The organism is Butyrivibrio sp. MC2013 (genome assembly GCF_000424585.1).
GTDB lineage: Bacteria > Bacillota > Clostridia > Lachnospirales > Lachnospiraceae > Butyrivibrio.
Genome location: NZ_AUKE01000001.1, coordinates 151,215 through 176,637, shown reverse-complemented (window position 1 = coordinate 176,637; position 25,423 = coordinate 151,215). Strand labels below are relative to the sequence as shown.

Annotated in this window: 21 protein-coding genes; 19 read left to right on the top strand and 2 right to left on the bottom strand. The window is 40.4% G+C overall.

All coding sequences use genetic code 11. From position 1 onward, the window contains the following. Positions 1–26 precede the first annotated feature (26 nt). The 5 genes from G636_RS0100705 (at position 27) to G636_RS0100685 (ending at position 6,138) form a co-directional block, all read left to right on the top strand. Entirely contained in the window at positions 27–1,982 is a 1,956-nt protein-coding gene (locus G636_RS0100705; protein WP_026506444.1) for a polysaccharide biosynthesis protein, read from the top strand. Positions 1,983–2,028: 46 nt separating this feature from the next. After that, positions 2,029–3,324, top strand: coding sequence for a DegT/DnrJ/EryC1/StrS family aminotransferase (locus tag G636_RS0100700; protein WP_051226361.1), 1,296 nt, complete (start codon positions 2,029–2,031; stop codon positions 3,322–3,324). A 436-nt stretch (positions 3,325–3,760) separates the two neighbouring features. Continuing rightward, on the top strand, positions 3,761–4,366 hold the full coding sequence (locus tag G636_RS0100695) for a sugar transferase (protein WP_026506442.1): 606 nt from the start codon (positions 3,761–3,763) through the stop codon (positions 4,364–4,366). A 21-nt stretch (positions 4,367–4,387) separates the two neighbouring features. After that, positions 4,388–5,368: an ATP-grasp domain-containing protein gene (locus tag G636_RS0100690; RefSeq protein ID WP_026506441.1), complete on the top strand. Its 981-nt coding sequence runs from the start codon at positions 4,388–4,390 to the stop codon at positions 5,366–5,368. A gap of 71 nt (positions 5,369–5,439) precedes the next feature. Continuing rightward, the gene (locus G636_RS0100685) at positions 5,440–6,138 is read left to right on the top strand and encodes an HAD family hydrolase (protein ID WP_242826894.1); all 699 of its coding nucleotides are present in this window, start codon (positions 5,440–5,442) and stop codon (positions 6,136–6,138) included. 77 nt (positions 6,139–6,215) lie between these two features. Here G636_RS0100685 and G636_RS16695 read toward each other — a convergent pair whose 3' ends face one another. Then, positions 6,216–7,181, bottom strand: a complete 966-nt coding sequence (locus tag G636_RS16695; protein ID WP_051226360.1) for a hypothetical protein — start codon at positions 7,179–7,181, stop codon at positions 6,216–6,218. 314 nt (positions 7,182–7,495) lie between these two features. Beyond that, a complete protein-coding gene (locus G636_RS0100675; RefSeq protein WP_026506439.1) occupies positions 7,496–8,665 on the bottom strand; it encodes a glycosyltransferase family 4 protein in 1,170 nt (389 codons plus the stop codon). A gap of 395 nt (positions 8,666–9,060) precedes the next feature. On the opposite strand from G636_RS0100675, the gene G636_RS19155 reads away from it, so the two are divergent. From G636_RS19155 to menD, 14 genes are all read left to right on the top strand, one after another. After that, the gene (locus G636_RS19155; protein WP_051226358.1) at positions 9,061–10,227 is read left to right on the top strand and encodes a hypothetical protein; all 1,167 of its coding nucleotides are present in this window, start codon (positions 9,061–9,063) and stop codon (positions 10,225–10,227) included. Positions 10,228–10,602: 375 nt separating this feature from the next. After that, complete coding sequence (locus tag G636_RS0100665; RefSeq protein WP_035778354.1) at positions 10,603–11,364, top strand: YveK family protein; 762 nt, start codon at positions 10,603–10,605, stop codon at positions 11,362–11,364. Next, entirely contained in the window at positions 11,351–12,247 is an 897-nt protein-coding gene (locus G636_RS16685; RefSeq protein WP_051226357.1) for a class B sortase, read from the top strand. The genes G636_RS0100665 and G636_RS16685 overlap by 14 nt, the downstream gene beginning before the upstream one ends. After that, positions 12,240–13,289 carry an LCP family protein gene (locus G636_RS16680; protein ID WP_051226356.1) on the top strand — a complete coding sequence of 350 codons (1,050 nt, stop codon included), beginning with the start codon at positions 12,240–12,242 and terminating at the stop codon, positions 13,287–13,289. Before G636_RS16685 ends, G636_RS16680 begins: the two co-directional genes overlap by 8 nt. A 55-nt stretch (positions 13,290–13,344) precedes the next feature. After that, positions 13,345–14,019, top strand: a complete 675-nt coding sequence (locus G636_RS19150) for a hypothetical protein (protein ID WP_051226355.1) — start codon at positions 13,345–13,347, stop codon at positions 14,017–14,019. A 126-nt stretch (positions 14,020–14,145) separates the two neighbouring features. Further along, positions 14,146–14,862 (top strand): CpsD/CapB family tyrosine-protein kinase, encoded by a 717-nt coding sequence (locus tag G636_RS0100645; protein WP_026506437.1) that lies wholly within the window; start codon positions 14,146–14,148, stop codon positions 14,860–14,862. Positions 14,863–15,056: 194 nt separating this feature from the next. Next, a complete protein-coding gene (gene cps2T, locus G636_RS0100640) occupies positions 15,057–16,337 on the top strand; it encodes a beta 1-4 rhamnosyltransferase Cps2T (RefSeq protein ID WP_035778352.1) in 1,281 nt (426 codons plus the stop codon). 40 nt (positions 16,338–16,377) lie between these two features. Then, entirely contained in the window at positions 16,378–17,649 is a 1,272-nt protein-coding gene (locus tag G636_RS16670; RefSeq protein ID WP_081668199.1) for a glycosyltransferase, read from the top strand. Continuing rightward, positions 17,612–18,751, top strand: a complete 1,140-nt coding sequence (locus tag G636_RS0100630; protein ID WP_026506435.1) for a glycosyltransferase WbsX family protein — start codon at positions 17,612–17,614, stop codon at positions 18,749–18,751. The genes G636_RS16670 and G636_RS0100630 overlap by 38 nt, the downstream gene beginning before the upstream one ends. A 137-nt stretch (positions 18,752–18,888) precedes the next feature. After that, on the top strand, positions 18,889–20,037 hold the full coding sequence (locus tag G636_RS0100625; protein WP_196802992.1) for an O-antigen ligase family protein: 1,149 nt from the start codon (positions 18,889–18,891) through the stop codon (positions 20,035–20,037). Positions 20,038–20,053: 16 nt separating this feature from the next. Beyond that, positions 20,054–21,208: a polysaccharide pyruvyl transferase family protein gene (locus G636_RS0100620; RefSeq protein ID WP_026506433.1), complete on the top strand. Its 1,155-nt coding sequence runs from the start codon at positions 20,054–20,056 to the stop codon at positions 21,206–21,208. Positions 21,209–21,266: 58 nt separating this feature from the next. Then, complete coding sequence (locus tag G636_RS0100615; RefSeq protein WP_026506432.1) at positions 21,267–22,751, top strand: right-handed parallel beta-helix repeat-containing protein; 1,485 nt, start codon at positions 21,267–21,269, stop codon at positions 22,749–22,751. 60 nt (positions 22,752–22,811) lie between these two features. Next, the gene (locus tag G636_RS0100610; protein ID WP_051226354.1) at positions 22,812–23,393 is read left to right on the top strand and encodes an acyltransferase; all 582 of its coding nucleotides are present in this window, start codon (positions 22,812–22,814) and stop codon (positions 23,391–23,393) included. Between the two features lie 240 nt (positions 23,394–23,633). After that, a complete protein-coding gene (gene menD, locus G636_RS16665; RefSeq protein WP_051226353.1) occupies positions 23,634–25,409 on the top strand; it encodes a 2-succinyl-5-enolpyruvyl-6-hydroxy-3-cyclohexene-1-carboxylic-acid synthase in 1,776 nt (591 codons plus the stop codon). Positions 25,410–25,423 lie beyond the last annotated feature (14 nt).

Sequence of the window (25,423 nt, the reverse complement as noted above, 5' to 3'; positions counted from 1 at the left end):
GCTGCCTTTTTGGCACGGGGAATGAGATGAGTAAAGATAAGGATAAGGGAAAAAAGAGCGGATTTAACTACGCCATTTTTTACAGGCGTATAGCTCTCATAATATACGATATCATCAGTGTCATAGCAGCCAGCTACCTGGCTATCCTGATGAGGTATGAGTTTAATGTTGAGGAAGTCATGGAGGAATTCATGGCTCCTATAAACAGCTTCCTTCCATACAATATCGCTATCACGCTGACTATATTTGCAATCTTCCACCTATACAGCTCCCTTTGGGCTTTTGCAGGAGAGACGGAGCTGCAGAATCTTGTGGTGGCCTGTGTTATCTCAGGTATATGCAATGCCCTTGGACTGCAGTTTTACAAGGTAATAGACCAGCCGGTTCCTCAGAGTTATTACTTTTTGTATACTTTCTTTCTCATAACTCTGATATTTATCAGCAGGTTCTCCTACAGGTTTCTCAGGACTCAGAAGCACAGGCAGGAGAAGAGTGGTAATGCCTCCAATGTCATGGTCATAGGTGCAGGTGAAGCTGCAAATGTGATCATCAAAGAGATCCAGAGCAGCCTCTATCTCACCATGAAGATCAGATGCATCATAGATGATAATCCCGCCAAATGGGGACGCTACATCCAGGGCATCAGAGTAGTGGGCGGCAGGGACAAGATCAAGGAAAGCGCCGACCTCTATGAGATAGACCAGATCATCCTGGCTATACCTTCTGCTCCAAGGCGTGAGATAGGTAAGATCCTGGAGATATGTAAGGAGACCAACTGCGAACTCAAGACTCTCCCCGGTGTATATCAGCTGGTAAACGGAGAGGTGAATGTATCAAGACTCCACAATGTAGAGATTGAAGACCTGCTGGGCAGAGATCCCGTGGTGGTAGATATTGACTCTATCCTTGGATATGTACAAGACAAGGTGGTATGTGTAACGGGAGGCGGCGGATCCATAGGAAGCGAGCTCTGCAGGCAGATAGCTGCACATCACCCGCGTAAACTCCTCATAATAGATATATATGAGAACAATGCCTATGATATCCAGCAGGAGCTGGTACGCAAGTACCCTGACCTTGACCTGGAAGTGCTCATAGCATCAGTCAGAAATACTGCACGTATCAACTGGATATTTGAGCATTACAGGCCTCAGATCGTATATCATGCAGCTGCTCACAAGCATGTGCCTCTTATGGAGGACAGCCCCGGGGAAGCTATCAAGAACAATGTATTTGGTACCTTTAAGACTTCTATGGCTGCAGCCATGAACGGCGCCGAGAAGTTTGTCCTCATATCTACCGACAAGGCCGTTAATCCCACCAATATCATGGGAGCCAGCAAGCGTATATGTGAGATGATAGTTCAGACTTTTAACAGACACTATGATACGGAATTTGTAGCTGTGAGATTCGGTAATGTACTGGGCTCTAACGGTTCTGTCATACCTCTCTTTAAAAAGCAGATCGCCCAGGGCGGACCTGTGACAGTTACAGACCCTAATATCATTCGCTACTTTATGACTATTCCTGAGGCAGTATCTCTGGTACTGCAGGCAGGTGCCTATGCCAGGGGCGGAGAGATCTTCGTTCTGGATATGGGAGAGCCTGTGAGGATCCTGGACCTGGCGGAGAACCTGATCAAGCTCTCGGGCTACAAGGTGGGCGAGGATATCAGGATAGAATTTACAGGGCTTCGTCCCGGTGAGAAGCTCTATGAGGAGATTCTCATGGACGAGGAGGGCTTGCAGGATACTGCTAACAGCCTGATCCATATAGGTAAGCCCATTGATGTGGATGAGAGCAGATTCTTTGTGGATCTGCAGAGACTTAATGAGGCTGCCAGAAATGAATCCCCTGACATAAGGGATATAGTCAGGAGTATAGTGACAACGTACCATCCCAATATCAATGATGCCTGTCAGAAGACTACAGAGCATTTGATGGAGCTGCAAAAGGTTGCAGAAGAGATCAACGGAGAATAGGAAGGTGTATTTGTCACCGGATGCAAGCAATCTCGGAGGAAAAATAATGCATAGCAATAAGTCATTTAGAGATCTAAAGCCTTTTGAGCAGAAGATATGGCTCTCATCACCTACAGTACATGGTGATGATGAGATGAAGTATGTTAGAGAGGCTTTTGAGACCAACTGGCTCTCCACAGTGGGTGCCAATATCAACGAATGTGAGAAGATCACTGCAGCCAAGATCGGCTGTGAGTATGCAGTAGCCCTAAGTGCAGGCACAGCTGCCCTACATCTTAGCGTCAGGCTGGCAGCTGAGCGCCTCTATGGACCTGCTCCTGCGGGAGTAGGCGCCCTTATGGGGCACAAGGTATTTTGCTCAGATATGACCTTTGATGCTACTGTGAACCCCGTAGCTTATGAAGGCGGAGAAGCAGTCTTTATCGATAGCGAGAGAGATACCTGGAATATGGACCCTAAGGCTTTGGAACGAGCCTTTGAGATATATCCTGATGTCAGGCTGGTGGTCATAGCCCATCTCTATGGCACTCCTGCCAAGATGGACAAGATCAGGAAGGTCTGCAATGCTCACGACGCTCTGATCATCGAGGATGCAGCAGAGTCCTTTGGTGCTAGCTACAAGGGCAGGCAGACAGGAAGTCTGGGAGACTATGGCGTGATCTCCTTCAACGGCAACAAGATCATCACAGGCTCCTCAGGGGGTATGTTCCTCACAGACAGCAGAGAGGATGCGGACAAGGTGCGCAAGTGGTCCACTCAGAGCAGAGAGGATGCTCCCTGGTACCAGCATGAGGAACTGGGCTACAACTACCGCATGAGTAACATCATCGCAGGTATGATCAGAGGCCAGCTAGGCCACCTGGAAGATCACATACAGGCCAAAAAGGACATCTACTACAGATACAAAGAGGGCTTAAAGGACATGCCCCTATCCATGAATCCCTTTGACAAGGCAAATTCCGAGCCAAACTTCTGGCTGAGCTGCGCGATCATAGACGAAGATGCCATGTGCAAGACCGTAAGGGGAGAAAATGACTATCTCTACGTTAGTGAAAGCGGCAAGAGCTGTCCTTCAGAGATACTGGATGTGCTGGCGCACTTCAATGCCGAGGGTCGTCCCATTTGGAAGCCCATGCACATGCAGCCCATCTACAGAAATCACCCATTCATCACAGCTGAAGGCAATGGCCGCGCCAGGTCCAATGCCTACATTGATGAAGGCAGGGCACTTGACGTAGGCGCTGACATTTTCCGCAGGGGACTGTGTCTGCCCTCAGACAACAAGATGACGCATGAGCAGCAGGACGCTATCATCGAAATGATCTGCCGCTGCTTCGTGTGAGATAAACACATTGGGCACACAGTATGTGTGCTGCCGCTCATTTGCTTAGTCCAAACACTTTGGGCACGCTTTCGCTCCTGCTCGCTGGCAGCGGTAGTAAGCGGCCAAAGGACGGCCGCTAACTGCCGGCCGCTCGCAAGGGCCCTGCAGTCGTTTGGATTAAGCAAATGAGCAAGTCTACATAAAACAGACGTGCCCGGCAGGTCTTTTTATTATACAAATGAGCGGGGCTACATGCTCCGGTTGTGCCCGGAAGGTCGTTTGCGTATTATAAATAAGATTATGCAGATTATTCCTGAATGTTTCAGATATGCTTATGCTATACAAATGAGTAAAGCGATATAATGATGTATGTAGTTGCCGTCTATGAGTTGATAACGAGTGAACAGTGACGGCAAAGAAGTTGTGGTTGGTATGTTTTTTACAGGTATTGATTGTGTATAGAAGAATCGTTAAGAGGTTTATTGACATTATAATATCTCTCATGATCCTTGTGCTCTTTTGCTGGCTCTATCTGATCCTGGCGATCATGGTCAGGGTAAAGCTTGGTAGTCCCGTCCTTTTTAAGCAGGACAGGCCAGGCTACAAGGGGCGCGTATTTAAGATGTACAAATTTCGTACTATGTCTGATAAGAGAGATGAGAATGGGGAGCTCCTTCCTGATGAAGAGAGGCTAGGCACTTTTGGCAAGTGGCTCAGATCTACCAGCATGGATGAGCTTCCGGAGTTTATCAACATACTAAAGGGGGATATGAGCTTTATTGGCCCCAGGCCGCTCTTGGTGTCCTATCTGCCTCTATACTCAGCCGAGCAGGCTCGTCGTCATGATGTCAGACCGGGACTTACAGGTTATGCGCAGGTGCATGGGCGTAATTCCATCAGCTGGAAAGAGAAGTTTCAGCTGGACGTATGGTATGTGGACCATATAAGCTTTATCACTGACCTTAGGATTGTCCTGGATACAGTCAGGACAGTGGTGAAGAGAGAGGGCATATCTCAGGAGGGCAATGCCACCATGGAGCCCTTTAATGGGAACAATTGATCGGGACAGACTGGAGAATCTATGAAAATATTATTTACTTCCGTAGGAAGAAGAGTGGAGCTGATGCAGGCGTTCAGGAATGCTGCAGACAAGCTGGGTGAAGACTTGACCATAATAGGAGCTGACATGAATACCAATGCGCCGGCTCTTTATTTTTGCGACCGTACTTTGAAGGCGCTTCCCATAAGGGATCCTGGATACATAGATCATCTTTTGGATTATTGTCGCGGGGAGAAGGTGGACTGTCTGATACCTACCATTGATACAGATCTCCTTATACTGTCTCAGAACAAGGAGAGGTTTGAAGATATAGCCTGCAAGGTACTGATAGCTGCTCCCGATAAAGTAAAGATCTGCAGGGACAAGAATTATACAGCGGACTATTTTATTTCTCTGGGTCTGAAATCGCCAAAGCCTGTCAACAGCGTGTCTGCAGTGGAAGCGATGCTAGCTGCAGGTGAGATTTCTTTTCCTGTATTTATAAAGCCCTGTGACGGGTCTTCCAGCATCAATGCTTACAAGGTTGACAGTCTGGAGGATCTGAGGGTATACGCTGATAAGATTGGGGATTATATTATCCAGCCCTACATTGAAGGAAGAGAATATACAATTGATATATTTTGTGATTATGAGGGGAAGCCTGTCTATATCACACCCAGGGAAAGGCTTGCCGTAAGGGCGGGAGAAGTGCTTCAGACCAGGATAGAGCAAAATGATCTGATGATAGATGAGATGCTGACGCTTGCAGCGGATTTTGCTCCTTCAGGACAGATCACGGTCCAGTTGATCAAGGATAATAACAGCGGTGACAACTATTATATCGAGATCAATCCCAGGTTTGGCGGCGGCGCGCCTCTTAGCATCAAGGCAGGAGCGGATAGCGCTGAAGCTGTGATCAGGATGCTCAGGGGCGAAAAACTGACCTTTATGAGAGGGGCTGCAAGAGACGGAGAGATATACAGCCGTTTTGATCAGAGCATTTGTATTAATCCTCAAGGATAAAGCATGATGAGAGCTCTGACTATGCTGTCTTTTGGTTAGGAGCATCTAGCGCTTACGTTAAGAGGTAGTGGATGGAGAAAGAGATTAAGGACAAGATGGATGATAGGATCACTGGCGCAGGAGAGTCAGGGAGAATGATCACAATATCAAAGATTACAGATGCCTACGAGCTAGTCAGGAAATACAAGGGCGTGATCTTTGATCTGGATGATACTCTTTATGGAGAAAAGGCCTATGTCAGAAGCGGCTACAGGAAGATTGCTGCGGCACTGCCGCAGGTGTCTGATGCAGATGGTAAGCTATGGAGGGCATTTGAGAATAAGGAGAGTGCCATAGACAGCGTCCTTCATTCAGAGGGTATCTATACTGATGAGCTTAAGGATAAATGTCTGGGAATATACAGAAATCAGGAGCCTGACATAGATTTTTATCCCGGAGTTGCTGATATGCTCCTAAAGCTCAAGGCGGGCGGCTGCAGACTGGGCCTCATTACTGACGGCAGGCCCATAGCTCAAAGGGCAAAGATCAAGGCGCTTGGTCTGGAAGAATATTTTGACGAGATCATAGTGACGGATGAGTTGGGAGGCATAGAATACAGAAAACCTTGTTCTAAAGCCTTTATCCTCATGAAAGAGAGGCTGGCTATTGATTATCCGGATCTGGTATACATTGGTGATAATCTCAGCAAGGACTTTGTGGCGCCGGGTGAACTGGGAATGGGAGCAGTTCATTTCGCTAATATGGATGGGCTATATTATGGGATGAGATAAGATAATTAACATGACCGGGTGATCATTCACCCGGCCATGAAGCATTAGAGATAATTATTGAATTGTTTTATATGAGCTCAATTTGATAGATTTTGATCTTTCTGCTGTTGTTCAAGCTCTTTGATGCGAGCTGTTAGTGCTTCGATGGTACTAGCCATTTCCTTTCGCATCTTTTCGCCTTCAGCCAATCCCTCGGCCAATCCCTCGGCTTTGCCTTCGTCGTATATTCTGAATTCAGGGAGGTCCAGTACTTTTCCGCCCATAAAATCACCCACTTTCTTCTGAATCTTATCCTGTTTCATCGTGAGTTTATAAGCTACTCTATGTGATAATTTAATGATAGCACTGTAGGAATGGGCTGACAATACGCCCCGTTCCTGCTCTGATCGGAGCCTGTCAAAGATCTCGCTGTATTCACTTAGCAGCTTATCTATCTGGTTTTCGTCCGAATCTATGTCGGGAAGCATCTTCTCATAATTGAAAATATAAAAAGGGATCAGCATGTAAAGATGTTCGTTGAATATATCATCGATAGTATAGTCAGCCATCTTCATTATGGGCACTTTGTAGGAAGCTGATCTCTCATTTGGCATGGCTATCTCTATCTCGGCTGATTTTGGTGTATTATCGGTGCCTCTTAGCAGCAGAAGCCCGGAATTGGGTATGCTGACCTTGAGTTTATACATGGATCCTTCCGCGGTGTTCTTGGCTATCTGAGAGTCATATTCGAATAACCTGATCAGCAAAGTGCCGTCATATTTCTTGCTTTCACATTCCAAATGATAGCGTTTTGTCACGTTCTTCCAGATGATCTCAAAACTGGAATCTGTAATCCTTTTCTCCTCTGACCCGTCCTCATGTTCTATAAACTGCTCATTTCGCAGTCTCTTGACTTTGGCATCTCTGCCGTAGTTCTCCTTGAACATATGACTGACAAAGGGAATCAGAAGATCATCACACCTCCCTTCCATAGTCCGAAAAGCATCATCATATGCTGTATCGGAATAGATATGATCGTCGATATTTAGTCCTTGTTCTTTCATTTCTCCTCCGTGAGTAAATATTAGTAAAACACTTCGTGCACAGGGTACAGAAAAAGCATATACTGCAGAAAACGATTACTATGACCATGAAAAGGCCATAAAACCTGTTTGGAAAGCAGCAATAAAATAATCCAATAACGTGTATCTCTAATGCAAAATGCCGGTTGGAATCAGTTGGCGAAATGCCGTGATCTCTGAGCATGAAGAGTTTACGAAAGATACAATACCATAAGTTTGCTGATAAGTAAATAATGTGTATTTGTTGCTTGCTGATCATTATCAAAATAACAGTAAATAGAGCCTACTGTAAATGTTTACAGTAGGCTCATGATCTCATCAATATAGCTCTTTACAACGTTTCGTCTGTCAAATTCGGCGAGCATCTTAGCTCTTGCGGCAGTTCCCATCTTGGCGCGTGCATCAGCATCCATTTCCATAAAGCGCTCCATGGCAGCTGTGAGTGAAGCGCTGTCGGCTGGCTTAAAGTAAAAGCCTGTCACGCTGTCATCTACCAGCTCTCTGCAGCCCGGGATATCTGAGCAGAGGACAGGAGTGGCCATTGAGGCGGCTTCCATGATGGTGTTGGACATGCCTTCATGATATGAAGGCTGGACAAGGGCATCGGCAGCAGCATAGATGGCACGCACGTTCTTGGTAAAAGGCAGGTGCTCTATGAGGCCGGGCTTAGAAGTGATCTTCTCTGCATAATTATCATCATCATAACCTACAGCCAGGAAGGATACCTTGTCGCCATATTTGTCCTTCATCCTTCCTGCAGCTTCCAGGAACTCATCCATACCCTTTTCGCGCATCAGCCTTCCAACATATACAAAAGAGGTCGCAGAGCAGGTGCTGTCAGCGTTTTCTTCATGGCCTGAGCCGGAATCATACTTGTCAGCGATATTATTGAGCTTAGAATGATCTGTATCATTTGCATAGTCTGCATCCGGGCTAAAGAAATCAGTATTTACTCCGGAGCCGCTTACAAGGACGGTCTTTGGAGCCTTGATGCCGGCTTGGTTAAAGATCTCCATGTTGCTGCTGTTTTGAAAAAATACGCAGGAAGCCTTTCTGCAGGCTATTTTGTAAAGGCTGACAGCAACGTTCCGGACTATGCCCCGGCGTTCAAAGGCTGTACCAAGGCCGGTTATGGTAGACATGTAAGGAATGCCTCTGATGGAGGAAGCTATGGCTCCGTAGACATTGGGTTTGATGGTATAGGTCAGGACCAGATCCGGACGGAGGCTTTTTAAGAGCTTTAGGTATGAACTGATAAGCTTTATATCTTTGACTGGATTAATACCGCGCCTGTCAATGTCGGTTTTGATAATATCAGTGCCAAGGTCTGAGAGCTCCCCGGCATATCTGTCGTCAGGAATACTGATCCGGACACTGTGGCCCAAGCGGATGAGCTCTATCAGGAGCTCTTTTCTGAATAGGTAGAATCCTGAGGAATCATTTGCGAGTATTAGTATATTGGCCATGATCATATGTCCTGTGTGAGTGAAATATAGTTACAGCTACCACTTTTGCAAACAAGCCGGATGATGGCACTTGTCTATATGCTGGCAACACCAGATAGGCTTATTTACAAGAACCTGCCATAACAGTATATCATTGATGATGATAAGAATCACTTATTAGGAAGTTTTTATAGCTATTATCATACAAAAGCTAGAAAAGATAAATGTAAAGTTAAAATGTGATATCTCCGATATATGATTTAGCAAAGGAAAAAGGATTTATCATTTGCTATGGACGGCGCGTTTCACGGAAGAGTTACAGTTAATGCACGAGAGTGCAACCGTGGGAGGCGTTATTTTTGTGCGCTTTTTGCGGGGAAAGAAGTATATGCAATGTCTTCAAGGAGGTATCAGCTATGAGAATTGCAGCAAGTGACGTAACCTTAAGATCGGAAAACAGCTATAAGAGCTCTGGTAAAAATAGCTTTGGCAGTTTTGGATTCTTGATGGGCAGCAAAATGGAAGCGGAGGAAAAAAGTGTCAGCGAAAGGCGGGACAGGTATGTGAAGGGGAATGGCGCAGGCGAGCTCTTATCCATGGACATGAGCGGCCTCTATTCATCCATGTATACCTCGGAAAAGTCAGAGGCATACGTAAGTCAGACAGCGGCAGTAGTCAGGGAGGAGGAGCTTAGTCCCATAGAGAGCATACAAATGAGGCTCCTGCAGATGATACTGGAGATGATGGCCAGGTTTGGTGATGGAAATGGGGTATTTGCAGAAAGAGCAGCAGATAGGATGAGGTCCCTGACAGGAGGAGACTTTAAAGCTGCAGGACAGACAGGACTAGTGAGTGCAGGATCTGTGAAAGGGCTCTCCGGCTTTGGAATGTCGCATGGTAGTTCTGCTATTACAATGCAGAATTATGAAGCAATGTCCACACAGTTTCAGGGCTTTGGAAGGGCGGTCACAGAGGATGGCAGAGTCATGGATTTTAATATCAGCTTTGGGATGAGCAGAGAGTTTATCAGTTATAGCAAGGTTAATACGGGAGCACTTCCTGCCATGCTCATGGATCCTCTTATCATCAATGTGGGAAATGAACTGACCAGCATATCCGATCAGTCCTTCCTCTTTGATCTGGATGCAGACGGGGTAAAAGAACAGGTACGTATTCCGGGAGCGGGCTCAGGCTTTCTGGCAGCAGATATCAACGGCGACGGCATGATAGGTGATGGGAGCGAGCTCTTTGGCGCTACTACAGGAGACGGCTTTGGGGAACTTGAGAAACTTGACGAAGATGGCAACGGCTGGATAGATGAGAATGATGAGAACAGCTGGCAGCTCTTAAAGGTCTGGATAAAGGGTGAAAATGGCGATGACAAGCTGCTGTCACTAAAGGATGCTGATGTGGGAGCCATATATCTGGGCGAAGCAAAGACTAGCTTTGATCTCTATGATGATAATGGCATGGCAGATACCATAGGCGGCGCTATCAGGTCGTCAGGTATCTTCCTGAGAGAGAGCGGAATAGGAGTAGGCACCATACAGCATGTGGATCTGGCAGTGGAACAAAGGGCATGACCATTAGCGCAATTGATACAGGAAAAATATGATATAAGCCCATGAAAAAAACTTGTTTGTACAACTTGTACAAACAAGTTTTTTATTGGAAATAAGAATGATAGAAAACGCAATATACGAAAACGAGTAGTATATATTTTATAAATATACATATTATACACAGCAAAATATTACAATATTTTAGATTCAACATGCTTTTAGTTTTTTGCCTATTATATTGAAGATATACTTTCGGTAACATATATTATCGAATTGCAAAAAATTGACTTAATAAAATTAATAAAATAATTTTACAGAAACCTCTTGCATAAAAATAGTTTTCGTATATTATATGTATAGATAAAATTTTTGGGGTGTTTGAGGGAGTTAAGGGTGATGGAAACGGGAGAACTTAATGCAATCCTGGAGGAAGAGGACGAAATAGACCTTCGTGAGCTCTTCTTCGTCTTAAGAAAGCACATCGTTGCAATCATTTTGGCGTGCGTTGTAGGCGCGAGTGCTGCACTGGCTTTTACAGTTTTTCTAATGCAGCCGGTTTATAAGTCGTCTTCAATGATCTATATTTTCTCTAAGACTACAACCGTAACTTCTGCTATAGATCTTCAATTGGGATCACAGCTTACAGTGGATTTTGAGATACTGGGTACCAGCAGACCTGTCCTTGAAAGGGTAATCGAGGAGCTGGCTCTGGATACCGATTATGAGACTCTGCTATCAGCTGTAGAAGTGACCAATCCCAAGGATTCTCGTATTATCAAGATCACAGTTACCAACACTGATCCTCAGCTGGCATGTGACATTGCCAACAGCCTGGCAAATAATCTGGCGGCCAGAGTTGCTGAGGTAATAGATACTACCAAGCCTTCCTCTGTTGAGGATGCAGTACCGGCGCTTAAGCCATTTAGCCCCAGTAAGAGTAAGAATACTATGATGGGCGGCATCCTGGGAGCCATGGCAGCTATGGCTATCATCCTGATCAGCTACTTTAGTGACATGTCTATCAGAAATGAAGATGATGTCAGAAAGTATCTGGGACTGAGTACTCTGGCTTCTATTCCGTATGAGAAGAGCGTGGAAGAGAAGTACGATACTGTTAAGGTGAGAAAGAGTAGAGCAAAGAGGAATGCAAGCGCATAAGAAATGGTCATATATCCTGATAGTATCATTACTGGCTCTGGTGATAGGCGCGCTGTCCTACATGGCAGCTGACAGCCTGAGATACAGGCATGAGCTGGAAGCCATGAGAGAGCTGGCCCGCGATGAGGGGGTAGAGATAGCTGATGGTGACATGGCTTTATCAGGAGATAGTGATGAAGCTTATGACAATAGCAGCAGTGCTCCCGGCTTAGAAGATCCTGCAGGCGATAATGGAGTATCAGATGGAAACGGCCAGACAGATATTTCTAATGCCTACGAAGCTCCTGTAGATATAGAGGCTCTTAGAGAGACCAATCCCGATATATTTGCCTGGGTCAGTATACCCGGCACGTCTATAGATTATCCCATAGCTCAGCATCCTAGTGATGATGGCTATTATTTGAAACACGGCCCTGACGGAACGGCTTCTGTCAGTGGATGTCCATATATAGAAATTTGCGATTCAAGCTCCTTTTTAGAATTTAATACTGTTATCTACGGACACAATATGAATGACGGGTCCGTTTTTGCAGGCCTACATTGTTATAAAAATAACGATTTTTATAACGAGCACAGGCTTATAAATATTTATACAGCTGAGCACTGCCTGGAATACAGAGTCTTTGCGGCAGTAATGTACGATGACAAGCGTATACCCTATTATTATGACGATACTATAGAGTCTGACAGGACCGCTTTTCTGGAATCTCTTAAGACAGATAGCGTAAGCGATCACAGCATAATATCTGATGATATAGAGGTGACAGAGGATGACTGCATTGTGACGCTTAGTACCTGTGATAAGAAGCTTAGAAATAACAGATATTTGGTAATTGCAGTATTAACAAGGATAGATGGACAGGACGTAAGGAGTAATGGATAAGCCCAGATCATTTCTACTAATAGTAACAGCAATATGCATCTTCGCTGTAGCAGGATTGTGCGGTTTTCTATTAGGTGGGAATAAGTCTGCCAATATAGTACGAAGGACAGACGCTGATCTGGCACAAGGCCCTGAGAGCCCAGAAGTATATGTGATAGAAGATGAGCTGGCTCCCACGTCAGATATGATAGTAGATAGCTTCGACGGTAGTATCAGTTATAAAGGTGACAGATACGAAGTCAATACCCGTATAGATAAGGTGCTCTTCCTGGGAATAGACAGCAGTGATCAGGACAGAGATGGAGTGGGCATCGATGAAGGCGGACGAAGTGATGTGATCATCCTCTTCGCCATAGATAATGAGAAGAAGACTATCACTGCTCTGGAGATCAACAGAGATACCATGGTGGATGTGGATGTCTATGACAATGATGGCAACTACCTGACCAGGGGTGAGAGGCAGATAGCTATGCAGTATGCCTACGGACAGGATGCCAGGAGGGCATCCAATCTGACCAGAGAGAAGGTATCAGACCTCCTGGGCAGGACCAGGATAGATTCTGTCATGAGTCTGACCATGGAAGGCGTAGTACCTATAGTGGATTCCATAGGCGGCGTGACCATGAAGCTAGAGAGTGATGCCACAGATATAGATCCTGCCTATACTGAGGGTGCTGTGATACATATGAACGGCGAGAAAGCACTGGACTTCATACATAGGAGAGATGTGACAGTGCGCGGCTCCAATCTTGACCGAATGTCCAGACAAACAGAGTTTATGCTGGCCATGTTCCAGACTATAAAGGGCCAGGGAAGCGCTGTAATAGAGACTATGGAAGAGACAGCAGGGGACAATCTCTATGAGGATGTGGATGCTGACAGTCTGGATCATTTCACAGACTATGAGTACTCAGAAGAAGTCTTGATGCTCCCCGGTGAAAACGTACATGAGGATCTCCACGACGAATATTACGTAGATGAAGATGCGCTCAAAGAGCTGATATTAGAGCTCTTCTATATAAAGGTAAGCGAGCAACAATAAGTGATAAGGGACAGTGTATCAACAATCAACAGGGTGATCATGGGGAGGAAAAACCATGAAGATGAAGAAATGCTTATCAGTAATGACAGCAGTAGCAGCACTTGTAATGAGCCTGGCAGTTCCTGTAAATGCTACCAGTGTAACTACCACTACAGAAGTAGCAGGCATAGGCAGGAGCATAGATAACCTGGAAGGCCCTCAGGTACTGGGTGCACAGAGAGGAACAGTCTCTGGGGATAATGTTACAGTAGGTGAGATAGTTGTAAAAGCTGCGCTTGATATTATCAGAAATATTGAAGCTGTAACAAACATAATCAATAACTTTTCTGATTCAAAACTGACAAGCAAAGATGTATCAGTGCTGGATAGTATGGAAATTACTCCGGATGAAGGAACAGTTGTCTCTAAGGAGAATCCTCTCTTTATTTCATTTAGCTTTCCCGGAGTGACTGCATCTACCAAGGCATATGTGCTCCACTTTGAAAATAATGATTGGCACGTAGTACCTACAGTTGTCAGGGATGGTCTGATCATTGGTAAGTTTGAGAGCTTATCGCCTGTTGCTATAGTAGTTGAGAATAATACAATGAGTGCTGCAGTCCTTGGTGCGGACAGAGCAGTATCGCCCAGGACAGGTGATGTGAGGACATATATCGCTGTTATCCTCCTTGCATGTGCAGCAGGATTTGTAGGATATGGACTGATCTATGGCAGGAAAAAGAGTAAGTAAGTAGAAATAAAATAGGTTTGAAAATGTATAAAAGATTTCGTGCAGGTATATAGGCAAGGCATATTGTAATCTGGCAGTATAAGTCTGGTTTAAAGCAAAAAAAATAAGCTGTTAGAGGAAATAAGGATGTTGGAATTTAAATTAGAAAAGAAGGAACTGCCCTTTGCAATGGCGGAAGAGATCAAAAATCTAAGGACTGCTATCACCTTCAGTGGTGACAATATCAAGGTGGTAGCATTTACCAGTAGTGTTCCAAGTGAAGGTAAGAGCACTATATCATTGGAGACGGTCAGGTCCTTTGCTGAGCTTGGTAAGAAGACACTGTTCATAGACTGCGACCTTAGAAAATCTGAGATCATACGAAAGATCACAGACGGCGTTGTCAAGAAAGGCCTGACCCATTATCTGACAGGTCAGTGCAAATTAGAAGATATTGTATACAAGAACAGATCAGATAAGGGTGAGACAGAATATTATGTGATCCCTGCAGGACCAATGAGTAGTAGTCCATCTGAGCTTCTGGCATCTGATAAGTTCAGGGATATGATAGCAAAGCTCAGAAATGAGTATGACATGATCATAATAGATACACCTCCTCTTAATAGCGTAATAGATGCGTCTATTATCAGCGCATGTGCGGATGGAAGCATAATAGTAATACAAGCCGCCGGAGTCAATTATCAGATAGTACAGAAGGTAAGAGACAAGATCAAGTTATCAGACTCCAGGATACTGGGGGTAGTATTAAATAAGGTAGACAGATCGAGCAAGAACTATGGCTATTATAAATATGGTAAAAAATATGGCTATGGTTACAGCTACGGTTATGGCGAGAACCAATGATCTGTGATCAAAAGGGTAGGGGTACCTTATTTGCAAGTGATGGTGTATGAGGATTAAATCTTCTAAGAGATATTTCTAAAAGAATCCAGTCTGGCAAAAGTAGATCAATATTTTCATACCCATATTAATATATAGAGCCTGTTCTCGGACAGGTTTGGTTTTTTGTTGTCTTTTTTAGGGATTGGAGGATTGGCGTGAGTACTGGTGAAGCCGTTCAGCATGTTTTTATAATAGGTGCGAAGTCTATCGGACAGTATGGTGGCTATGAGACTTTTGTAGATAAGCTTACAGAGTATCATAAAGATGTATCTGGTATTAAATATCATATAGCTTGCAAAGCCAATGGCTATGGGTGCATGGATGAGAGTAAATTATCAGGAATAAGCAATGTTGTTACTGATAAGAATGAAGAAGTAAAGGAATTTTCTTATCATAATGCACATGTATTCAAGATACATTGCCCTGATGTAGGTCCTGCATCTGCGATTTATTATGATCTTGCGGCACTTAGTTATAGTATCCATTACTGCGAAGAGCATCAAATCCTACATCCAATTTTTTATGTCCTGGCTTGTAGGATTGGGGTATTTGTGGGATATTATAAAAAGCAAATTGAATTACTTGGTGGAGTGCTGTATGTTAATCCGGATGGTCATGAATGGAAGAGAGCTAAGTGGTCGGCTCCTGTAAAGCGTTATTGGAAGCTTTCAGAGAAACTAATGGTAAAACATGCTGATCTTCTGATCTGCGATTCTATTAATATAGAAAACTACATTCAGACGGAATATAAGCAATATAAGCCTAATACAACATATATAGCATATGGATCAGATACTAAGGCTTCAGTGATGAAAGATGATGATCCGGTATTTGTGAACTGGCTAGATGATAAAGGACTTAAGACTGGAGAATACTATCTGGTAGTTGGAAGATTTGTCCCTGAGAATAATTATGGCGTAATGATTCGCGAGTTTATGAAAAGCAGTAGTGACAAGAATCTTGCCATTATTACTAATGTTAATAATAAGTTCTTATCAGAATTGGAGGACAAATATCATTTTTCCAAAGACTCGCGAATCAAGTTTGTAGGGACAGTATATAATTGTGAATTGCTAAAAAAAATTAGAGAAAATGCATATTGTTATTTCCACGGTCACTCTGTCGGAGGAACTAATCCAAGCCTTTTGGAGGCTCTTGGATCAACAGATCTCAATCTTCTGTTTGATGTTGGATTTAATAGAGAATGCGCTGAAGATGGAGCTTTTTATTGGACCAAAGAAGATGGTAACCTTTCAGCCCTCATAAATAAAGCAGATAATCTTTCAGAAAAAGATATCTATGAACTGTCACATAAAGCTCGTAAAAGAATACAGGATTATTATAGCTGGAAATTCATCAGTGACAGATATGAGAATCTCTTTCTGAATTCCGCTCAGAAAACCGAAGAGATAGTTAGTAGTGTAAGGACTGCTTGATCAGTATGGCGTAAAAATCTTTTATGAAACAGGTTTAATTATGAAAATATTAATGGTAAATAAATTTTTTCATGTAGTAGGGGGGAGTGAGACATATTATTTTGCATTAAAGAAGTTACTTGAAGCCAAGGGGCATGAGGTTATTGATTTTTCCATGAAGGATGATTCTAACTATTCTTCACCATATGAAAAATACTTTGTTGAAAATGTAGATTATAAAAACATGGGGGGATTAGTTAAAAAAGCTAAAGCAGGATTAAATATCATCTATTCAAAGGAAGCAAAAAATAAATTTGAGCAGTTAGTAATTGATACAAAGCCTGACCTGATACATTTGCATCTGTTTCAGCATCAGATATCCCCATCAATACTCAGTGTAATAAAAAAATATAATATCCCTACTGTATATACAGCACATGAATTAAAGATGATATGCCCTAATTATAGAATGTTTCAGAATGGGCAGATTTGTGAGCAATGCAAAGGCGGTAAATACTATCATTGCGCATTAAATAAATGCTTAAAAGGATCTTTGGCAATGAGTATTATTACAATGCTGGAAGGCTACTATCATAAGAGCCATAAGAGTTATGATTCAGTTGATGTAATAATAACGCCAAGTAATTTTTATAAAAAGAAATTCGAAGAATTTGGAGTATCATCAGATAGAGTTATTCATATATCTAATTTCCTCGATTCCCAAAAACCTGAGATTAATAAAACTTCTGATTCAGAACAATATTATTTATATTTTGGAAGACTGTCAGGAGAAAAAGGCTTATTGACATTATTGGAAGCCTTTAGACAGTGCGGCCAAAATCTTTATATTGCGGGAACTGGAGATATGGAATCTCAGATAGTTCAATATATTAAGATGCATAATATGAAAAATGTTAAGGTTCTTGGATTTAAGTCTGGTTCAGATCTACAGGATTTAGTAGGTAATAGCAAGACGGTTATTCTTACATCTGAGTGGTATGAAAATGGTCCATATTCCGCTATTGAAGCATTGCAGCTTGGAAGGCCTATTATAGGTACTGCAATAGGAGGGATTCCCGAGCTTGTAAAGGACAATGGATATCTGTTTAAAAAGGGAGATGCTGAGGAACTGGCAGCATGTGTTCTGAAAATGGAAGCTGCATCACCTGATGAATACGATTCTATGAAAGCGGCATCTTTACAGTTATTTGAACAAGAGTACACTGCTGAAAATCACTATAAAAAATTAGAAGATGCATATAAAAAAGCATTAGAAAAACGAGGTAAGGTTAAGAATGAAAGTAATAGCATTTTATCTCCCACAGTTTCATAACATCCCGGAAAATGACGAGTGGTGGGGAGATGGTTTCACAGAATGGGTTAATGTAAAGAAATCAAAGCCATTATACGAAGGACACTATCAGCCAAGAGTACCATTAAATAATAATTATTATAATCTTCTTGATGATGACGTAAAAATATGGCAGGCAGATTTAGCAAAAAAATATGGCGTATATGGTTTTTGCTATTATCACTACTGGTTTAACGGACATATGCTTCTTCAAAAGCCAATGGAGCAGATGCTTGCTAATAAAAATGTTGATCTTCCATTCTGTGTTTGCTGGGCAAATGAACCATGGACAAAAGCTTGGGTAGGAGATGCAAAGAAAGTTCTTATTCCTCAGAGCTATGGAGAAGAAAAAGAATGGAAGGAACATTTCGACTACTTATTACCTTTCTTCAAGGATGAAAGATACATCAAAGTTGGAAATAAACCTTTATTTGTTCTGTATAGACCGGAAATAGTTAACTGCTTAAATCCTATGTTGGATTATTGGAATAAACTGGCAAAAGAACATGGATTTTCCGAAGGATTGTGCTTTGCATATCAGAACATCGATTTTGACCTGGCAAAAGATAAAGATGATAGCCGATTTGACATGAATATAGAGTTTGAGCCGCTTTATGCATACAGAGATATGTTTGCAAATCAGCACAAATATCTTAAAGCTATTCGCAGATCCGTTTCAAACTTCGCAGGAAAACATTTTGGAATAGACCTCTTACACTATGGAGAGAACTTCTTTAATAAAAATAAGCCTATAAGTTATGACAAGGCTTGGGAAGCAATCTTAAAGAGAAAACCTGAGAGTAAAAAGAATGTTCCCGGTGCATTTGTTGGTTATGACAATACACCTCGAAGAGGAAGCGAAGCAAAAATATATGACGGAGCTACACCTGAGAAATTTGGTAAATATTTTTCAAAACTTGTTAAAAGAGCCAAAGAAGTGTACAACTCCGATATGATATTTGTGACAGCATGGAATGAATGGGCTGAATGTGGATATTTAGAGCCAGACGAGAAATATAAGTATGGTTATCTGGAAGCAATTCACAAAGCACTCGAAGAAAATGATGAGTTGCCGACTTATTAAGGATAAGAAGATATATGAGCTTGATGATAAAAAGCCAAAACAGAATAAAGACAAAAAGATATAGGCTACTGCTTCTTGCTGTCTTTCTTTTTCCGATATTGCCGCAATTCATTTATCTGATTGGGCCTATCAATACAGTGAATTTTACCGTAATTTCTGTAATAGGCTTATTTACAATATTAGGTAAGTTTCCAGCAAAGAAAGTATATAAAGCGTTACCGTTTTTTTGGACATATGAGCTATTTTGTGCTCTTTATTATTATGTTGATGATGGAATTGTCAAAGCAATTTCATGGCTTTTTTCCTTTGTTATTATCCCTTATCTGGTAGTATGTACTATTGATTCAGAGAAGCGTTTTTATAGTGTTATTGATGCTTTGATCTTAGGTGGATCAATTCTGGATATTTTTGGCATTGTAGAAGAAATATTTAATTTCAATATATTTCAGAAATATGCTCCTGCGGGCTATACTTTTTTTACTTATAACTACAGATATGGCCTTTTAAGGATCATGACAACCTTTGGTCAACCTATTGGATATGGAATATATCAGGTTTTTGTCATTGCGCTAATTATTTATAGGTTAGGATCAAATATCAGTAAAAAAAATAAAACCATTTTAAAAGTGTTTGGCTTTCTAAGTGTGATAAACGTTTTATTAACTGTATCAAGAACGCCTATTATTATGTTGATTTTATTAGTGAACATTGAACTGTTTCAGACTACAAAAAAACGGAAAGCCAAACGCTTTTTGACGATACTAATAGTGTTATTTACAATGATATTAGTTAAAGAAACTTTCAGTATACCAGTTCAGTTTATTGATGATATAGTTAACTCAATTCGATTAATAGAAGAAGGGAATAGGTCGGATACCTCTTCTGCTGGAGTTGGTCAAAGATTTGAACTATTGTATTGGGTATTAGTCAGTATGAATGGTCATTGGTTTTTGGGAAAGGGTATTGCTGCATCTTTTTCGTATAGAGTTAACGATTGGCAGACAAAAACTTCAATTGAGAATGGGTATTTAGATATTTTTTATAGAACAGGCATAGTAGGAGTTGTTTTTTACTGTAGCATGATGATTGGTAATATTAGGCTCCTATTAAAGAATAAAAAAACCAAATTACCTTGTGAGAAGAAATCGTTTTTTAGAATTATCGGCACGATGTTTGTTCTATATATGATAGCTCTATTTGGAGCTCAAGAAACAGATATTACCAGACTTTTTGTGTTATTTGTTTCACTAATTATTTCATATAAAAAAATCTGCGCAAAGTATTAGTTTAAGGAGATATTAAATGGTAAAAGTTGCGTTACTTGGATTTGGTGCAGGAAGCTCTAATATGGGGTGTGTCGCATTGACATATTCATTTATTGAAATGCTAAAAAATATATGCGATTGTGAAAATCTTGAAGTTCATATTTATGGATATGAAGGCTTAGGAAAAGTTCAGGAATTATATCCAGAAATAAAGTTTACATATCATAGGCTTCACCTTAAGAAAATTTCATATTGCATAAAAATGAAAAAAGAATTTGATCAGATGGATTGCATTTTTGATGTGACATTTGGAGATGGATTTTCTGATATTTATGGAAAGAAATGGAATGCAATTACTGATCTGGCAAAGCAGATTGCAATTAATTCTAAAACTCCTTTTGTTCTTCTGCCTCAAACATATGGGCCATATTATCAATTTTATTTAAAAAGATGGGCGTACAATTTAATAAAAAAGTCTGATAAAGCGTATTCAAGGGATACATTATCAGCTAAGGAAGTGAATTCTGTTATAGGAGATAAGGTTGTAGAAGCAACAGATTTGGCATTTTTACTGCCTTTTAATAAGAGTAGTTATACTTTTGAAGATGGTAAATTCCGAGTAGGTTTTAATGTGTCTTCGTTATTATGGTTTGGAGGCCACTCAGATACAATTCATTTGGGTATAGATTATAAAGAGTATTGTAGCCAGGTAATCAATTACTGTATAAACGAGAAGAACTATGATGTTCACATTATTCCGCATGTTATCGATAATGAAAACTTTGATGCAGGCGAAAATGATGTTAAAGCTTGCATGGAATTGCATAGCATGATTCCTAAAACTGTAATGGCTCCATCTTTTAATACGCCAATAGAAGCAAAAAGCTATATTTCAAATATGGATTTATTTTTAGGTGCTCGTATGCATGCAACTATCGGCGCCTTATCTTCTGGTGTGCCATGCATTCCGCTTTCTTACAGTAAAAAGTTTGAAGGACTTTTTGGAAACCTTGATTATCCATATGTTGTTTCAGCTATTAATGAAAATACTAAAACGGCAGTCGATATAACTAAAGATTATATTTGCCAATTTGCTAGTCTTGTAAAGGCAAGAGAAGTATCTATGGGTAAAGTTGGTGAAAAATTAAAGAGAGTTGAGAGCGATATTAAAGATTATCTGATAAAGCAATAAAGAATTACATTTATCCATAAAGATATTTCATTCACCAATTTAGTGGAGAGAATCGGATATGAAAAAATGGACAAGAGTAAAGCATACTGTTTGGAGTAAAAACACCATTATTAAAATTGCTAAAATAGAGGCTTTATTTATTATAATAAGTATTTTTTTAGCAACATATTTTATGCCAAAGACATCATTGGCAACAGCATTTGAACCAAGCATAGAATATTTCTTTTCAAATGATGGAGCTGATACTAATACTGGATTATCTCCAGATAGCCCATTGAAGGATCCGACGCCATATTTTAATATACCTGGAGCGTCACTTTTATTAAAAAGTGGAGATATATTTCTTCTCAATGAGATTAATATTACAAGTAGCAATCTGATGATTTCAACATATGGTGGTTCGGAAAAAGCTGTTATTAGTGGATTAAGAACCTTAAACAATACTTTTGTTCATGCTTATGACGATGTATATTCAATTGTTTTAGATGATGCTGAGATAGGTGCAATAGTCGAAAACGGAAGGCATAATTGGTCTCGCGTTTCTAAGCAGGATTATTTATTAAATAGTGGAGATTACTATTTTGATAAGGAGTCTCAAACTCTATATAGAAAAAGTAATGACAATATTGAAGGAACTACTGTTCAATATTCAGTTGGACAAAATGGAATAAAACTTGTAGGTGCTAGTAATGTCTCAATACAAAATATAGAAATATGTAGCTTTGGTAGGCATGGAGTGAATATTGGAAGTAATTGTAGCAATATAATTATAAATGGCTGTTTTGTGCATGATATTGGTGGTTCTGAATTATTAACAAATACAAAATATGGTAATGCGATTCAAGTATGGAGCGATAATTGTCATGATATAACTATTTCTAATAATACTGTTAATAATATTTATGATACAGGAATAACAGCTCAAAATTCTAAGGCAAGTGGGGCAAGCGGAAATAGTACCAATATCGTAATTAGTAATAATGTCATATCAAAATGCTATTGGGGGATGGAGTTTTATAATTACCAACAATCTTTTTCTGCGGAGTGTTTTGTAGATGGAAATAACGTAACAGATATAATGGATATAACAAATGGTTATAGATGGGATAAGTCAGGAGTTATAGGGGAAAAGGGAGGAGCTAACGCATTACGTTTTGTAGGTGTAAACAGCAATGACCGTTATTATATTACTAACAATGTATTTGCGGATAGCGAAGATGCAGCTTTGTTTATTACTCAAGATATTTCGGGAGGAATTGCTCAATTTAGTAACAATGTATTTGCTTCAATAGTCCCTATATTTACAGTAGATACGTCATATTATGATGATGATTCGGACGTATTATATTTTTCTAGTTATGATGAGTATATAGCAAATGAAAATGGTTCTAATGTAATAGAGGATGAAGATGCTGCAAAGTCCGATAAACTTCAGATACGTAATGACCTTACAATGATATTCGTAGGATTTTTATTATTGAATGTTATTATGGGCATTTTGTTTATGATTAAGCGTGGCAAAAGAAAGGATGTTGGGAAGTAAAATTGCATATTTAATTAGGTTCAGATAAGCGAATATTCAAATAGAATGAGATACATTGAAATGAAAGGCGAATTTAAAATGACAATTGCTAGTAAAAGGAAAGAATACAATAAAATTAATTTCCTGTTTAAAACTATTTATAGAAAGAAGTTGGGGAAGTGGCGAGGTGAATATCTTCGAAAAAAGAACATTTTTCATCATATGGGAGAAAACGTTCATTTTTGGGGGGATTTACCCTCTGATCCATTTCTTGTATCCATTGGTGATAATGTTCTAATTTCCGCTTCTGTTGTCTTTGTTACACACGATGTTTTCTATAATATTCTAAATGTTTCGTATGGTGATCTTGGGAAGTTTTATCCTCACTTTGATACTATTACTATAGAAGATAATGTAATCATTGGAGGCTTTTCTAAGATTATGCCAGGCGTTGTTATTGGAGAAGGATCTATTGTAGCTGGTGGAACTCTAGTAACAAAGGATGTCCCCAAGGGGGCTATTGTCGGAGGAAACCCGGCGAAGATTATTGGCTCGACAACTGATTTGGCGCATAAGCGACTTTCGGAAGATAGACCTAATTTTACAATTAGAGATGATATTGAAAAGGTTGAAAGCTATTATTGGAAAGAGTTAAAGCGATAATAATATAACTTGATTGAAATAACAAGCATAAATAATGAGGACTTCAAAAGAGGCGAGTTTTCTGTAGAAACTATAGGAAGCGGTTTTATTTGGCTTGATATAGGTTAACCATGATTCTCTTTTGGACGCTTATGACTTTTCTGCATATTTCATAAGAGACAGGCTATGGCAAATATATTGTAGAATTTGTCGAAGGGTTGTAAGCCTAAAAATATATTAATTGATTTTGGAGAATGAAAAATGTATACGGTACACAAAAATGTTCAGATTATGATGGCACTTTTAAAGAAGTTTGGTATCAGACATCTTGTCCTTTCTGCTGGGACACGTCACATACCTTTGGTTTTTTCAGCAGAGGATGATGATTATTTCAAATGCTATTCCATCGTAGATGAGAGAAGCGCAGGTTTTTTTGCCCTTGGACTCATTCAAACTACAAATGAACCAGTAGCTATAGCGTGTACATCTGGTACTGCTGCGTGCAATTACGTCTCTGCTGTTACAGAGGCATATTATCAGCATCTTCCTCTTGTAGTATTGACGAGCGATAGAAATAATTACTTCTTGAATCAGCAGGAGGATCAGTGCATTCCGCAGATGGAATTATATAAGGGTGTCTGCCGTGCAAAGGTAAACCTGCCTATTGTTAGAGATGAACGAGATGCTTGGTATTGCTCACGTTTGTGCAATGAAGCTTTATTAGAGTTGAATCATAGAGAAAAAGGACCTGTTCATATTAACTTTCAGATTGATGATAATTATCCTGTGAAGCTTGGAACTTTTAAATTTGAAGAAAAAAATTTGCCAGAAGTAACAAAAATCAATCGTTATATGGCAGAAGATGATGATGAAGCATGGAGAAAAATCGGAAGAGAGCTACAGAATAATAAAGTAATGATCCTCTATGGGCAAAATTTGCCGATCAGCAATGATGAAACAGAAATAATCCAGAAATTCTGTGAATACTATAATGTTACCTTGATATGCGACCATTTAGCAAATTTGCATATTAAGAGTAAAATTGAAGACATTGTTTTTTTCTCCAATCTTACGGCTACAGATTGGGATTCGATAAAGCCGGATATTGTTATTACAATGAATGGAAGTCAAGTTCTAAATATCACAGCGAGCATTCGTAAACGTAAGGAAGGGATACAGCATTGGCATGTATCTGCTGATGGTGTTGTTTCGGATCCTTTTATGTGTATGAATACAATTGTCGAATGTACTCCGCCGTACTTTTTTAAGCGATTAGTTAGTTTGTGTGAAAAACCTAGCAATAGCTACTTTAATGAATGGAAAAACTTATACGACAAGAAGATTGTGAATTCAGTTTCAAACGCAAACATAGCATATTCTTCTGTTTATGCGGTTAAAAGACTGTTAGAGGAAATACCTCATGAGAGTCTACTTCATATTTCAAATAGTAACAATGTTCGTATTGCGAATATGTTTCCTATTCATGAGAGTGTTGATGTGTATTGCAATCGTGGAACGTGCGGAATTGATGGCTCTATGTCAACGTATATCGCCCAATCATATGTCTCTAAGAATCTTTCATTCTTAATGATTGGCGATTTAAGCTTTTTCTATGATATGGATGCTCTATGGAATCGCTATTGTACTGGTAATACGAGGATTATGCTTTGTAATAATTCAGGTGGAGCGCTGTTCCATTCTTCGTTTTACAAGCAGGTGCAGGATTTTAAAACAATAGATGTCCATATTGCTGCTAGTCATGAGGCATCCGCTGAAGGTTGGGTTAAATCCAGGGGATTTGAATATTTGTCCGCTAGAAATGCGAAAGAATTTGAGGAGAACCTGAAAAAATTTATAGCGAAGAATTCTAAAAAGCCAATTGTCTTTGAAGTATTCACTGATAAAGACATCGACATAAAACAAATGGGAGTGGCTACAAATAGCGTAAAAACTGAATCAGCTGCTCAAATACATAAACTTGCGGCGTCTTTACCAGAGCCTTTAAAAAGAACGATTAAAGGAATAATAAAAAAGTAATGAACTAGGAGATG

What these genes read in the sequence shown, in the direction of transcription:
- G636_RS16695 (WP_051226360.1), bottom strand. Translation starts at nt 7,181, where the DNA reads ATGAAAGAACAAGGACTAAATATCGACGATCATATCTATTCCGATACA.
- G636_RS0100645 (WP_026506437.1), top strand. Translation starts at nt 14,146, where the DNA reads ATGTTGGAATTTAAATTAGAAAAGAAGGAACTGCCCTTTGCAATGGCG.
- G636_RS19155 (WP_051226358.1), top strand. Translation starts at nt 9,061, where the DNA reads ATGAGAATTGCAGCAAGTGACGTAACCTTAAGATCGGAAAACAGCTAT.
- G636_RS0100690 (WP_026506441.1), top strand. Translation starts at nt 4,388, where the DNA reads ATGAAAATATTATTTACTTCCGTAGGAAGAAGAGTGGAGCTGATGCAG.
- G636_RS0100705 (WP_026506444.1), top strand. Translation starts at nt 27, where the DNA reads ATGAGTAAAGATAAGGATAAGGGAAAAAAGAGCGGATTTAACTACGCC.
- G636_RS0100675 (WP_026506439.1), bottom strand. Translation starts at nt 8,665, where the DNA reads ATGGCCAATATACTAATACTCGCAAATGATTCCTCAGGATTCTACCTA.
- G636_RS0100610 (WP_051226354.1), top strand. Translation starts at nt 22,812, where the DNA reads ATGAAAGGCGAATTTAAAATGACAATTGCTAGTAAAAGGAAAGAATAC.
- G636_RS0100630 (WP_026506435.1), top strand. Translation starts at nt 17,612, where the DNA reads ATGAAAGTAATAGCATTTTATCTCCCACAGTTTCATAACATCCCGGAA.
- G636_RS0100685 (WP_242826894.1), top strand. Translation starts at nt 5,440, where the DNA reads ATGGAGAAAGAGATTAAGGACAAGATGGATGATAGGATCACTGGCGCA.
- G636_RS16685 (WP_051226357.1), top strand. Translation starts at nt 11,351, where the DNA reads ATGCAAGCGCATAAGAAATGGTCATATATCCTGATAGTATCATTACTG.
- G636_RS0100615 (WP_026506432.1), top strand. Translation starts at nt 21,267, where the DNA reads ATGAAAAAATGGACAAGAGTAAAGCATACTGTTTGGAGTAAAAACACC.
- G636_RS0100665 (WP_035778354.1), top strand. Translation starts at nt 10,603, where the DNA reads ATGGAAACGGGAGAACTTAATGCAATCCTGGAGGAAGAGGACGAAATA.
- G636_RS0100620 (WP_026506433.1), top strand. Translation starts at nt 20,054, where the DNA reads ATGGTAAAAGTTGCGTTACTTGGATTTGGTGCAGGAAGCTCTAATATG.
- menD (WP_051226353.1), top strand. Translation starts at nt 23,634, where the DNA reads ATGTATACGGTACACAAAAATGTTCAGATTATGATGGCACTTTTAAAG.
- G636_RS19150 (WP_051226355.1), top strand. Translation starts at nt 13,345, where the DNA reads ATGAAGATGAAGAAATGCTTATCAGTAATGACAGCAGTAGCAGCACTT.
- G636_RS0100700 (WP_051226361.1), top strand. Translation starts at nt 2,029, where the DNA reads ATGCATAGCAATAAGTCATTTAGAGATCTAAAGCCTTTTGAGCAGAAG.
- G636_RS16670 (WP_081668199.1), top strand. Translation starts at nt 16,378, where the DNA reads ATGAAAATATTAATGGTAAATAAATTTTTTCATGTAGTAGGGGGGAGT.
- G636_RS16680 (WP_051226356.1), top strand. Translation starts at nt 12,240, where the DNA reads ATGGATAAGCCCAGATCATTTCTACTAATAGTAACAGCAATATGCATC.